Genomic DNA, 13,405 nt, shown 5'->3' with positions numbered 1-13,405 from the left:
GCTTACCTTACCCGTTGGCCGGGCTGCGCGCCGGAATGCGGTTCGAGCAGGTAGATGCCGTCGTCGTCGCCGGCCGCCAGCACCATACCCTCGGAAACCCCGAAGCGCATCTTGCGAGGCGCCAGGTTGGCGACCATCACCGTCAGTCGGCCTTCCAGCGCCTCAGGGGCGTAGGCGGAGCGGATGCCGGCGAAGACGTTGCGGGTCTCGCCGCCGATATCCAGCGTCAGGCGCAGCAGCTTGTCGGCCCCCTCGACATACTCGGCCTTGGCGATCCGCGCGATCCGCAGGTCGACCTTGGCGAAGTCATCGAAGGCAATCTCGTCGGCGATCGGGTCGTCGGCCAAGGGGCCCTTGGGCGTTGACTTGAGTTTCTGTTCTTCCACCAGGTCCTCCTTCGACGCCTCGATCATGGCGTCGATGCGGTCGGTCTCGACACGTGTCATCAAAGGCTTGAACTTGGCGATCGCGTGATCCAGCAGCAACGTATGGCGGCTTTCCCAGGACAGGCTGTCGAGCTGCATGAAGCGCCGGGCGTCTTCGGCCATGGCCGGTACCACGGGCGCCAGGTAGACCATCAGCTGACGGAACAGGTTGATGCCCACCGAGCAGATGTCGAGCACCTCCTGCTCGCGACCGTCCTGCTTGGCCAGCACCCAGGGCTCGGCATCGGCGATGTAGGTGTTGGCCTCGTCGGCGAGTTCCATGATACGGCGCATGGCGCGGCCGAATTCCCGCGTCTCGTAGTGCTCGGCGATCTCGTCGCCGGCGGCGATGAAGCGTGCCAGGCGCTGGGGCTCGGCACAATGGGCGGAGAGCTTGCCGCCGCCGAGCTTCTTGATGAAGCCGGCGCAACGGCTGGCGATGTTGACGACCTTGCCGACCAGGTCCGAATTGACGCGCTGGGCGAAGTCCTCAAGGTTCAGGTCCAGGTCGTCGACGCCGGCGGTGAGCTTGGCGGCGAAGTAGTAGCGCAGGTATTCCGGATTCAGGTGCTCGGCGTAGGTGGCGGCCTTGATGAAAGTGCCGCGGGACTTGGACATCTTGGCGCCGTTGACGGTCACAAAGCCGTGACAGTTCACCGCGGTGGGCGTGCGCAGCTCGGCGCCGTGCAGCATGGCCGGCCAGAACAGGGCGTGGAAGTAGACGATGTCCTTGCCGATGAAGTGGTAGACCTCGGCCTCGGAATCGCTGTTCCAGTAGGCGTCGAAATCGATGCCTTCGCGATCGCAGAGGTTCTTGAAGCTTGCCAGGTAGCCGATCGGCGCGTCGAGCCAGACATAGAAGTACTTGCCGGGAGCGTCGGGAATCTCGAAGCCGAAGTAGGGAGCGTCACGGGAGATGTCCCATTCGTTGAAGCCGGATTCGAACCATTCCAGCAGCTTGTTGCGGATCTGCGGCTGTACATGGCCGTCGTTGATCCACTCATGCAGAAAGTCGGCGAAGTCGGGCAGCTTGAAGAAGTAGTGGGTCGAGCTGCGCACTTCGGGCGTGGCCCCGGAGATCGCCGAGACGGGATCGATCAACTCCGCCGGGGTGTAGGTGGCGCCACAGGCCTCGCAGTTATCGCCGTACTGGTCCTCGGTCCGGCACTTCGGGCAGGTGCCCTTGATGAAGCGGTCGGCCAGGAAGAGCCCCTTCGCCGGGTCGTACATCTGCTCGATGTCGCGGGTGGCGATATGTCCCTTGTCACGCAGCCGGGTGTAGATCAACTCGCTGAAGTAGCGGTTTTCCTCGGAGTGGGTCGAATGATAGTTGTCGAAGCCCACCCCGAAGCGGGCGAAATCCGCCTGGTGATCGCGGGAAACCCGGTCGATCAGCGCCTCCGAGGTGATGCCTTCCTGTTCGGCGCGCAGCATGATGGCGGTGCCATGGGCATCGTCGGCGCAGACATAGTGGCAGTCGTGGCCACGGCTCTTCTGGAAGCGCACCCAGATGTCGGTCTGGATGTATTCCAGGAGATGGCCCAGGTGAATGGCGCCGTTGGCGTAGGGCAGGGCGCTGGTGACCAGGATCTTGCGCTGAGCGGTATTCGACATGGCGACGTTGGGTTTCCCGTGAAGCGTGACGTGGCGACTCGACGTCTTCCGGAGCCGGAGTCGCCACGAGAAATGTCCGTGAAATCAGGGCCTCGATTGTAGCATCTTCCGTGCTGGCTGCACTCGCCCGGTGCTCAGGGGTGGCGATAGACGCCAAAGTGGCGCAGGCCGCGGTCCTGAAGGTGCAGTGCCTGCATGCGGCTCATCACGCCCTGATCGCAGAACAGCAGATAATGGTGGTTCGTATCCAGGCTCGGAGCGCGCTCCTGGAGCTCGTAGAACGGAATCTGCAGTTGCGGCACCCGGTCGAGTTGCAGTGGCGCTTCCTCGCGCTCCTGGGGGGCGCGGATGTCGATCACGCAAGGGGCGTCGACGTTGTCGAGCGATGCCGGCGAGTCGATGATCAACAGCGCGTCGTCGGTGACCGGGGCCGGGCGCTCCATCAGGCGGTTGCTGCGGGTGGTGACGGCCTGCTCGATGGCGGCGTCCAGAACGCTGAAATCGAAGTCTGTCTCGGCCTCGGCCACCTTGGCCGGATCGGCCTTGACGTGGGGGCGCTTGGAGATCACGCCGCAGTATTCCGGCATGACCTCGGCATGGCGGGCGGTATCGATCTGGCGTGCCTGGTCGATGATCGCTTGCTTGTCTTCGGTGAGCAGCGGGCGAAGTATCGGCATCGGGCTGGCCGCGTCGATCAGCGCCAGGTTGGCCAGCGTCTGGCTGGAAACCTGGGCAATGGCGTCGCCGGTCACCAGGGCCGGGATGCCGGCGCGCTCGGCGATCCGGCTGGCGGCACGCACCATCATGCGCTTGAGCACCACGCCCATCAGGCCGTCGGGAATGGTTTTCAGGATCTCGCCCACCACGCCCTCGAAAGGCACCGAGATGAAATGGACATTATGCGAGGCGCTGTAGCGCTGCCAGAGGTGATGCGTCACCTCGCGAACACCGGCCTCGTGGGCGGGGCCGCCCAGGTTGAAGAAGACGAAGTGCGACTTGACGCCGCGTCGCATCATGCGCCAGGCCGCCACCGGGGAGTCGAAACCGCCGGAGATCAGGCTCAGGACCTGGCCCTGGATGCCCATGGGAAAACCGCCGAGTCCCGGCCACTTGTCGCGGATCAGCTGCAGGCGGTCATGGGTGATCTCGACCGGCACGACAACCTCGGGGGTGGTGAGGTCCACCTGGGCGTCCGGTGCTGCCTCGAGCAGGCGGCCACCCAGGTAGCGTTCGATATCCATCGAGGTGAAAGCGTGCTGGCCGCGTCGCTTGGCCTTGACGCGAAAACGGCGTCCGGCAATCGATGGGCCCCAGAGCGGCACGACGTGTTCGGCAATCGAGGCCAGGTCGTCGACCTGGATTTCCTCGGCGGCCAGGATCTCGTGGATACCGGAGATCCGCGTCAGGGCGCTTTCGGCATCCCTTGCTCGGGCGGGGGCCAGCCCGGGCGACAGCCGTACCTGAATGGCATCCCAGCGCCCACGGACGCGCACGCCCTCGTCATGGCGCTTCAGCGTGTTGCGGATATTGGACGTCAGGCAGCGCGTCATCTGCTGGCGCACTGAGCGAGACTTGATGGTGATCTCGGGGTAGAGCTTGATCAGGTAGGTCATGCGGCGATGCGAGCAGTAAATGTCGCGGCATTCTACCAGTCGAGGCGTGGTTGCGCAGGCCCTCTGCTGAGCGAGGGCCGTTCCGCTGGTGTTGCGCGCTTGGCTTGGGGTGCTTAGTAGAGGGCCTGTTCCTCGCTCACGACTTCCTTGAGCAACTCGAGGAACAGCTTGTCGGCTTCGGAGTGGTCGGCGGGATCGTCCGGGATGTGCACGCTGGTGGTCTCCGAGATCCGATTGGCGATACGGGCCATGACATCCGACTGCTCGCCTTCGCTGAGCTCCCGACGCGCGATCTCCAGGGATTGCTCGGTGATTCGGGGGTCCTGCAGCAGTTTCTTGATGAAGCCGCGTAGCTCATTGATGACACGGGTTTTCTGAATCTCCGATGAGGACATGGCGTTCTCCTTGTACGCGACGGTCATTACCTTGCGGCACGATATCATGATTGGCACCCGGGATGGCATCTCTCGAGTGCAAGCGTCTTCTGGCGCCGGGCCGGCCCCATGGCCAACCATGGGCCTGCGTTCAGCCCTTGCCCGGTCCTTGCCAGACCCGCAGGCGGCCCACCCAGGTCAGCGAATGTGAGGCGTCGCGAAGCGCCTGGGCGGCATCGTCGAGACTCTGGCCCTCGGGCAGGGCGTGGAGGTAGATCGAGACATCGACATGATCATCGATGTAGTGCAGGTCCAGCGCCACGCGATCGTGCCAGGCCGCGATGCCATGCCAGGCCTCATCCAGAATGCCTTCGATATCGGCACGCAAGGGCAGGCCGGGGCGCAAGCTGTGTTCGGTCTCGCCGGCATCGTCCTGGGGATCGATATGGAAGGTGACATCGAACAGGTTGGGGAAGACATCGCGCAATCGGCGGCTGACGGCGTTGCCGATCTCGTGGGCCTCGGAGACCGTCACTCTGGGGGGCACCACGATGTGCAGGTCGAGCAGCACTTCGCCCCCGATCCGGCGCGTACGCAGATCGTGCACGCCTTCGACGCCGGGGACCTGCATGGCGGTGTCGTGGAGGGTGCGCTGGTCATCCTCGGGCAGGGCGGTGTCGACCAGCTCCTGGCCGGACTCCCACAGCAGGCGGCCGCCTACCTGGCCGACCATCACGCCGACCACGATGGCCGCGGCGGCATCCATCCAGCCGATCCCGACCTGAGAGGCCAGCAGGCCGATCAGCACGACCAGTGTCGAGAGAGCGTCGGAGCGGGAATGCCAGGCATTCGCCTCGAGCAGCCGTGAGTCGATGTGCCTGGCGATGCGCAGGGTATAGCGGAAGATCCACTCCTTGGCCAGCAGGGCGACGAGGGCGACGCCGATGGCCCAGAAACCGGGCGCCGTGGAGACATCGCCGGACAGCAAGCGGGTCAGGCTGGCCCAGGCGATGCCGCCGGCGATGAAGATCAGCATGCCGCCGAGCCACAGGGTGGCCAGGGTCTCGATGCGCCCGTGGCCATAGGGGTGGTCGTCGTCCGGCGCCTGGCGGCCGAAGTGAGTGGCTGCGATCACGAAGAGGTCGGTGACGATATCGGAAAAGGAATGAATGCCGTCGGCGATCAGGGCCGCCGAGCCGACCAGCCAGCCGGCGACCAGCTTGGCCAGGCCCACCACCAGGTCGATAGCGGCGCCGATCAGTGTGACCTTGTGGGCTTCGCGGGCCTGTGTCGAACGCTCCTGGATGGCGGTCATGGGGCGTCACTCCCTGGCGGCGCGGTTGCGTACCGGATTGGCGTACTGAGCCAGCCACCAGTCGCGCAGTTCCTCGGGAACGTCGGCCAGGCGAGCCTGGAAGCGGGCGCGGTCGGCATCGGTGACCTCGCTCATGTCGAGCAGGTGCGGGGCATCGCCCAGGGCCTCGAGTGCCAGATAGTGGCTGGGAAACAGATGATAGCCCGCGAGTACCTGGCGGTCGATCTCCTCGGCCACGGCTTCGGGAGTGTCGAAGTCGGCGTTCAGCGGGGTGCCGAAACGCAGGTGCACGCGGCCTTTCTGGCCGGTGATGCCGGCGACGATGGAGCGAATGTCCTCGAATTCGCTCTTCTCGTAGTTGCCGCTGGCGTTGACGGCGTGCAGTTCCCGGGCTTTCTGGATATCGCAGGGATCGTATTCGTAGCTGATCGATACCGGCACCAGGCGCAGTTCGGCGATGGCGTCACCGGTGCTTGCCTGGCGTTCGGCGCCTCGCCTTGCCATGGTCAGCATCTTGATGATCGCCGGGTCGGTCTGGTCGATGCCGTCCTTGGCGCGGCCTTCGCGCTGGGCCATCCAGATCGAATGGTTGTCTTCGATGATGGAGTGGCGAATGTAGGCGGAAAGCTTCTGGTAGGCGGCCAGCATGGCCCGTTTGCCGCGAGCACTGCGTGGCACGATGAAGCTCTTGTTGAGGCGCATCAGGTCATTGACGTATGGCTTCTGGAGGAGATTGTCGCCGATGGCGATGCGCACCGTGTCGCGTTTCGCGAGATAGAGGGCGTAGTTGACGAAGGCCGGATCGAGCGAGATGTCGCGGTGGTTGCCGATGAACAGGTAGGCGGTTCGCGGGTCCAGCTTCTCCAGGCCATCGGCGCGAAAGTCTGTAGTCGAGTTGCGGATCATGCGCTGCATGTAGCCGGCGATGCGGTCCTGAAAGGCCCTGATGTCGCTGACGCCACGCACCTCGCGGCGGATGGCGACGCTGGCAATGGTGCGGGACAGGCGGGGCATCAGCCGGGCCAGGCGTGGCAGCCGGAAGCGGGTGAGGGCATCCAGCAGCTCTGGATCCCTGGCCAGCCGTGCGAGGACATCGGCCACCTCCTCGTCCTGGTAGGGGCGAATCTCGGCCCATGGATCGTCGGAGAGTGTCGCTTGCGTGTTGTTCATTGGATGCGGCCGTGGTCGGTGTCGGTCATGCGGATGGGGCGTCATGGGTCGAGTTGGCTTCCCCGCCCAGCCAGACGAGCAGTCGCTCGATGCTCTCGGCCAGTGCCTGGGTCATCAGCAGGAAGTCGGTCTCCAGTCGCACCAGGGCGTCGTCGCCATCATCCGACTGGGAAGCTTCATCGAGCAGGGCATCGTCGAAATTCAGGTTCTTTACGGCCAGGTCGTCATGCAGCACGAAGCTCAGCCGGCCTTCGATGGCCAAGGCCAGTCTGCTGGCCTGCCGTCCGCCTTCGAGCAACTGCTGGATTTCATCGCTGTCCAGATCCACCTGGCGGGCGCGGAGCACCCCGTCATCGCCCTTGGCCTTGAGTTCCACCTGATCGCCGAGCTGGAGGTCGGTGGGCCGTGAGGCCGGGTCGCCCAGCCAGGTCGTCATGGCGCGCATGGGCAGCGTCTGACTCGCCAGAGGCGTGACGCGGAGACTGCCCAGGGTCTCGCGCAGCAGGTCGAGCACTTCTTCGGCTCGCTTGCGGCTGCTCGTGTTGACCGCGATCAAGGCTCGTTGCGTGTCCCACCAGAGATCGACTTTCTGGCTGCGCACAAAGGCGCGAGGCAGCAGTTCCTCGTAGATCTGTTCTTTGAGGGTGAGCTTTTCCTGGCGCCTCAGCTTGCGACCTTCAGCGGTCTCGAGCGCATCCACGCGCTCCTCGAGCTCTTCGCGTACCACGGCGGCCGGCAGGAGCCGTTCCTGGCGCAGGGCGGTCAGCAGCCGCTGGCCCTGCAGCTCGTGCAGTCGCTGAGTGCCGGCGCGTCCGGCGGGAGCGCACCAACCAAGGCGACGCGCTTCACTACCTCCCAGCGGACGGAAGGCTTGCGCGTCCAGTGCCGCTTCCAGATCGGCCGGGTCGAGTTCGGGGGCGCCGTGCAGGCGATAGAGGTGCAAGTGCTTGAACCACATGGAGCCTTTCCTGCATGCAAAGGACGCACATTATGGCGAAAGGGAGGCGGCGGTGCCAGCGGCGTACGCGGGAAAGTCCATTCAAACGAGAGTTTGAAAGGGTGGCGAGGGGGTGACTAGAATCAAGGCTTTCTCGACAAGAGGTGTCACGCATGGATTCCCGTTTCTCCACCGTAGGATTGCGTGTCCGGGGATATCACCTGGATGGCTACGGACACGTCAACAATGCCCGTTATCTGGAATTCCTTGAAGAGGGGCGCTGGGCCTATTTCGACGAGCGAACCGATCTGGCGGGTGTCATCCAGCGTGGCGATGTGGCCTTCGTGGCCGTCAATCTGAATATCGACTATCGGCGCGCGGCCCTGGCCGGCGATGATCTGACGGTGATCACCGCTCTTGCCGAGCTCGGAACCCGCAGCGCTCGGATGCATCAGGAGGTGCGCCGCGACAGGGATGACAAGCTGGTGGCCAGCGCCGATCTCACCTTCGTGCTGCTCGATGTGAAGAGCAACAAGGCCGTTGCCATCGAGGGAGAATTGCGTGATGTCATGGCGCCGCTGGTAATCGCGCAATAGCACGCTGCTTTGCCTCGCCCGGAATGGTATGATGTGGCGCTGATATGACGCGCCAGGGAGTCGCCGGAGACTTGACGGAAGGGTGAGGCGCATGACGTGCCGTCAGGCGGGGGCCGAAGGGCTTGCCGCTAGGTGCCTTGCCTTGTCCATGTCGTCGTTTGACGGTGGCGCTCCCTGTGTCACGGCCTCGTGACGCGCTTACCTGTCGCAGTGCAAAGGATTCGACGACCCATGGGTGACATCGCCAGAGAGATTCTGCCAGTCAACATCGAGGACGAGCTCAAGCAATCGTACCTCGATTACGCGATGAGCGTGATCATTGGCCGTGCGCTGCCCGACGTGCGCGATGGCCTCAAGCCCGTGCATCGGCGCGTGCTGTACGCGATGCACGAGCTCGGCAATGACTGGAACAAGGCCTACAAGAAGTCGGCGCGTGTCGTCGGCGATGTGATCGGTAAGTATCACCCTCACGGTGACAGCGCCGTCTACGACACCATCGTGCGCATGGCGCAGGACTTCTCGATGCGTCACGTGCTGGTCGATGGCCAGGGCAACTTCGGTTCCATCGATGGCGACAATGCAGCCGCCATGCGTTACACCGAGGTGCGCATGGCGCGCCTGGCGCACGAGCTGCTGGCGGATCTGGAGAAGGATACCGTCGACTGGGTCGACAACTACGATGGTACCGAGCGCATCCCGGAGGTGCTGCCGACCAAGCTGCCCAACCTGCTGGTCAATGGCTCCTCGGGTATCGCCGTGGGCATGGCGACCAATATTCCGCCACACAACATGGTGGAGGTGATCGATGGCTGCCTGGCCTTGATCGACGATTACACCCTGTCTGTCGATGACCTCATGGAGTACATCCCCGGGCCGGATTTCCCCACCGGGGGCATCATCAACGGCCGGGCCGGGATTCTCGAGGCCTATCGTACCGGCCGTGGCCGCATCTATGTCCGTGCTCGCCACACCATCGAGCATGACGAGAAGACCGGCCGCGACCATATCATCATCACCGAACTGCCGTATCAGGTGAACAAGGCTCGGTTGATCGAGAAGATCGCCGAGCTGGTCAAGGAAAAGCGCATCGATGGCATTGCCGAGCTGCGCGACGAGTCCGACAAGGAAGGGCTCCGGGTCGTCATCGAAATCAAGCGCGGCGAGTCCGGCGAGGTCGTGGTCAACAACCTCTTTGCTCAGACGCAGCTTCAAAACGTCTTCGGCATCAACATGGTGGCCCTGGATGGCGGTGAGCCTCGCACGCTCAACCTCAAGGAGGTGCTCGAGGCATTCATTCGTCACCGCCGCGAGGTGGTGACCCGCCGGACCCTGTTCGAGCTCAAGAAGGCCCGGGAACGTGGCCATATTCTCGAGGGCCTGACGGTCGCGATCTCCAATATCGACGAGGTGATCGAGCTGATCAAGGGCTCGCCGTCGGCCAGTGAGGCCAAGGAGAAGCTGCTCGACAGGACCTGGGCCCCCGGCCAGGTGACCGGGATGCTGGAGCGCGCCGGTGCTACCTCCTGCAAGCCCGAGGACCTGGAGGAAGGCTTCGGGCTGGATACGGCAGGCACGCAATACCGCCTCTCGCCGGCCCAGGCCCAGGCGATCCTCGAGCTGCGCCTGCATCGCCTGACCGGCCTGGAAACCGAGAAGCTGCTCGACGAGTACCTGGGCATTCTGGAGAAGATCGCCGAGCTCACCGCTATTCTGGCGTCCGCCGATCGCCTGCTGGAAGTGATCCGCGAGGAACTGGTGGCCGTACGCGACCAGTTCGGCGAGACGCGCCGCACTGAGATCCAGGCCAGTCACCTGGATCTGTCCATCGAGGATCTGATCGCCGAGGAAGACATGGTGGTCACGGTGTCTCGCTCGGGTTACGCCAAGACCCAACCGCTTTCCGACTACCAGGCCCAGCGTCGCGGTGGGCGTGGCAAGTCGGCCACGGCCATGAAGGATGAGGACGTCATCGAGCACCTGCAGGTGGCCTCGACCCACGATACCGTGCTGCTGTTCTCCAACCGCGGCAAGGTCTACTGGTTGAAGGTCTACGAGATGCCGGCGGCGAGCCGGGGGTCCCGAGGCAAGCCCCTGGTCAACCTGCTGCCGCTGGAAGAGGATGAGTCGATCAACGCCATCCTGCCGGTGCACGATTACGATCCGGATTGCTATATCTTCTTCGCTACTGCCAGGGGCACGGTCAAGCGCACCAGCCTGGCGCAGTTCTCGCGACCGCGCAGCGTGGGCCTGATCGCCATCGACCTGGAAGAGGGCGATCGCCTGGTGGGGGCGGCCATCACCAGCGGCTCCGACCATGCCATGCTGCTCTCGTCCAATGGCAAGGCGATTCGTTTCGAGGAATCCGATGTCCGCGCCATGGGGCGGACCGCGCGCGGCGTGCGCGGCATGCGCTTGCTCGATGGCGCCGAGGTGATCAGCCTGATCATTCCGCGCAGTCAGCATATCGATGCCGAGGATCAGAACCGCGAGGAAGCAGGCCACGACGAGACCCTCGACACGGGGCAGATCTATATCCTCACCGCCTCGGAGAACGGCTACGGCAAGCGCACTCGCCTCGAGGAATTCCCCTTGCGCGGTCGCGGTGGCCAGGGGGTGATCGCCATGCAGACGAGCGAGCGCAACGGTTCTCTGGTTGCCGCCATGCAGGTCTACGCCTCCGACGAGATGATGCTGATCACCGACAAGGGCACTCTGGTGCGCACGCGGGTCGATGAGGTCTCCATTTCGTCGCGCAACACCCAGGGCGTCATGCTGATTCGTCTGGGCGAAAGCGAGTCGCTGGTCAAGACGGTCCGTATCGACGAGCCGGAGGCAACGGATGCCGTGGAAGGCGAGCTCGATGAAGAGGCGTCGGCCGGGACGGACGGCGAGAACGACACGACAGAACCCTCGGACGAGTGAAGAAGGACAGACAACGCTGATGACACGTCATTACAATTTCTGCGCTGGGCCAGCTGCGCTGCCGGAAGCGGTTCTGGCGCGAGCTCGCGAGGAAATGCTGGATTACCGGGGGCGTGGCCTCTCGGTCATGGAGATGAGCCATCGTTCCGGCGACTATGTGGCCATTGCCGAACAGGCCGAACGCGACCTGCGCGACCTGCTGGCGATCCCCGACAACTATCGGGTGCTGTTCACTCAGGGCGGGGCGACCCAGCAGTTCGCCGCCTTGCCCTATAACCTGCTGGGTGCCGGCGGGACCGCCAATTTCGTGCAGACCGGTATCTGGGGCAGCAAGGCCATCAAGGAAGCGCGTCACCTGTTCGGTGACGCGGCGGTGGCGGCTTCCAGCGAAGCCAATGGCCATACGGCCGTGCCGCGCCCAGAGGACATCGTGCTGTCGTCGGATGCGGCCTACCTGCATTACACCGCGAACGAGACTATCGGCGGGCTGGAGTTCGACTACATTCCCGGCAACGACGCAGGAGAGCTGCGTCGCCCCGACGGTCGCGAAGTGCCGCTGGCCTGTGACATGTCGTCCAGCATCCTGTCCGGTCCGCTGGACGTGTCCCGCTTCGGGGTCATCTATGCCGGCGCCCAGAAGAACATCGGCCCGGCCGGGCTGGTGGTGGCCATCGTGCGCGACGATCTGCTGGACCAGGGGCGCGCCGACATGCCCAGTCTGTTCAGCTATCGGGCCCTGGCCGAGGCGGGGTCGATGATCAATACGCCGGCGACCTATAGCTGGTATCTGGCGGGGCTGGTCTTCCAGTGGTTGAAGGACGATATCGGTGGCCTGGCCGCCATGAGTGCCATCAACGATCGCAAGGCGGCCAGGCTCTACGCGGCCATCGATGCCAGCGAGTTCTACTCGAACCCGATCGCGCCTCGCAATCGCTCACGCATGAACGTGCCGTTCGTGCTGGCCGATTCACGGCTGGAAGACGCCTTCCTGGCCGAAAGCGAGGAAGCCGGGCTGCTCAATCTCAAGGGCCATCGCAGTGTCGGTGGCATGCGGGCGAGCCTCTACAATGCGGTGCCGGAAGCAGCGGTGGAGGCTCTGGTGGACTTCATGGCCGATTTCGAGAAGCGCAGGGGCTGAAACCTGACCCGGCTGCGCCGGGAGCTGTAAGTCATAAGCTTTAAGCAGTCGGAAAAACAAAAAACCTTGTCCCGGAAGTTTCGGGGGTATTTTCTGGCCGGCTTACGGCTTACGGCTTACGGCTTACGGCTTACGGCTTACGGCTTACGGCTTACGGCTTACGGCTTACGGCTGGTATAGGCAAGAATTTGATAATCAGGGGAAACCGATGAGCGACACCCCCAAGGACCTCGAAGGGCTGCGTCAGCGCATCGACCAGCTCGATTCCGATATCATGCGCTTGATCAGCGAGCGCGCCGAATGTGCCCGTAGCGTGGCCGAGACCAAGACGAAGGACGATCCCCAGGCGGTGTTCTATCGTCCCGAGCGTGAGGCCCAGGTGCTGCGTCGCATCATGGAACTCAACGACGGCCCGCTGGACAGCGAGGAAATGGCGCGGCTGTTTCGTGAGATCATGTCCGCCTGCCTGGCGCTGGAGCAGCCGATCAAGGTGGCCTATCTGGGCCCGGAGGGCACCTTCACCCAGCAGGCCTCGCTCAAGCATTTCGGCGAAAGCGCGATCAGCCTGCCGATGGCGGCCATCGACGAGGTCTTCCGCGAAGTGGAGGCCGGTGCCGTCAATTACGGTGTGGTGCCGGTGGAAAATTCCACCGAGGGGGTGATCAATCACACCCTGGATTCCTTCATGGATTCGAGCATGCGCATCTGCGGTGAAGTCGTGCTGCGCATTCACCATCACCTGCTGGTGTCCGACAATACGCGTCGTGACAAGGTGTCGCGGATCTATTCGCATCCCCAGTCCTTCGCGCAGTGCCGCAAGTGGCTGGACGCCCATTATCCGCAGGCCGAGCGCGTGCCGGTGTCGTCCAATGCCGAGGCGGCCAGGCTGGTCAAGACCGAGTGGCACAGTGCTGCCATCGCCGGTGACATGGCCGCCAAGCTTTATGGCCTGACGCGTGTCGCCGAGAAGATCGAGGATCGGCCCGACAACTCCACGCGCTTTCTGATCATCGGCAATCAGGACGTGCCGATGTCCGGTGACGACAAGACTTCGATCGTGGTGGCCATGCGCAATCAGCCGGGGGCGCTGCATGACCTGCTCGAGCCCTTTCACCGCCACCAGATCGATCTGACACGCCTGGAAACCCGGCCGTCGCGCAGCGGTGTCTGGAATTATGTCTTCTTCATCGACTTCAAGGGGCATCGCGACGAACCGCGTGTCGCTGCGGTGCTCGAGGAAGTCCAGGTACGGGCCGCCGAGCTCAAGGTGCTCGGTTCCTTCCCGATGGGCGTGCTCTAGG

General features: G+C 63.9%; 10 protein-coding genes. 4 read left to right on the top strand and 6 right to left on the bottom strand.

Annotated elements, in window-relative coordinates:
- Positions 1–2: 2 nt before the first annotated feature.
- From metG to HSDC_RS03670, 6 genes are all read right to left on the bottom strand, one after another.
- Positions 3–2,039, bottom strand: coding sequence for a methionine--tRNA ligase (gene metG / locus HSDC_RS03695; RefSeq protein WP_064698543.1), 2,037 nt, complete (start codon positions 2,037–2,039; stop codon positions 3–5).
- 134 nt (positions 2,040–2,173) lie between these two features.
- The gene (gene thiI / locus HSDC_RS03690; RefSeq protein ID WP_064698542.1) at positions 2,174–3,652 is read right to left on the bottom strand and encodes a tRNA uracil 4-sulfurtransferase ThiI; all 1,479 of its coding nucleotides are present in this window, start codon (positions 3,650–3,652) and stop codon (positions 2,174–2,176) included.
- A 113-nt stretch (positions 3,653–3,765) separates the two neighbouring features.
- Positions 3,766–4,047, bottom strand: coding sequence for a hypothetical protein (locus HSDC_RS03685; RefSeq protein ID WP_064698541.1), 282 nt, complete (start codon positions 4,045–4,047; stop codon positions 3,766–3,768).
- Between the two features lie 130 nt (positions 4,048–4,177).
- A complete protein-coding gene (locus tag HSDC_RS03680) occupies positions 4,178–5,341 on the bottom strand; it encodes a cation diffusion facilitator family transporter (protein ID WP_064698540.1) in 1,164 nt (387 codons plus the stop codon).
- 6 nt (positions 5,342–5,347) lie between these two features.
- Positions 5,348–6,511: a 1-acyl-sn-glycerol-3-phosphate acyltransferase gene (locus HSDC_RS03675; protein WP_064698539.1), complete on the bottom strand. Its 1,164-nt coding sequence runs from the start codon at positions 6,509–6,511 to the stop codon at positions 5,348–5,350.
- A gap of 25 nt (positions 6,512–6,536) precedes the next feature.
- Positions 6,537–7,469 carry a recombination-associated protein RdgC gene (locus HSDC_RS03670; protein WP_064698538.1) on the bottom strand — a complete coding sequence of 311 codons (933 nt, stop codon included), beginning with the start codon at positions 7,467–7,469 and terminating at the stop codon, positions 6,537–6,539.
- A 152-nt stretch (positions 7,470–7,621) separates the two neighbouring features.
- Here HSDC_RS03670 and HSDC_RS03665 point away from each other — a divergent pair, with 152 nt between their 5' ends.
- The 4 genes from HSDC_RS03665 (at position 7,622) to pheA (ending at position 13,404) form a co-directional block, all read left to right on the top strand.
- The gene (locus HSDC_RS03665) at positions 7,622–8,044 is read left to right on the top strand and encodes an acyl-CoA thioesterase (RefSeq protein WP_064698537.1); all 423 of its coding nucleotides are present in this window, start codon (positions 7,622–7,624) and stop codon (positions 8,042–8,044) included.
- 231 nt (positions 8,045–8,275) lie between these two features.
- Positions 8,276–10,966 carry a DNA gyrase subunit A gene (gene gyrA / locus HSDC_RS03660; protein ID WP_064698536.1) on the top strand — a complete coding sequence of 897 codons (2,691 nt, stop codon included), beginning with the start codon at positions 8,276–8,278 and terminating at the stop codon, positions 10,964–10,966.
- A 19-nt stretch (positions 10,967–10,985) separates the two neighbouring features.
- Entirely contained in the window at positions 10,986–12,104 is a 1,119-nt protein-coding gene (gene serC / locus HSDC_RS03655; RefSeq protein WP_064698535.1) for a 3-phosphoserine/phosphohydroxythreonine transaminase, read from the top strand.
- A gap of 208 nt (positions 12,105–12,312) precedes the next feature.
- Positions 12,313–13,404, top strand: coding sequence for a prephenate dehydratase (gene pheA, locus HSDC_RS03650; RefSeq protein ID WP_064698534.1), 1,092 nt, complete (start codon positions 12,313–12,315; stop codon positions 13,402–13,404).
- The last annotated feature ends 1 nt before the right edge of the window (position 13,405 follow it).

Source organism: Halomonas caseinilytica (assembly GCF_001662285.1).
GTDB lineage: Bacteria > Pseudomonadota > Gammaproteobacteria > Pseudomonadales > Halomonadaceae > Halomonas > Halomonas caseinilytica.
This window is presented reverse-complemented; position numbering and strand designations above follow the sequence as displayed.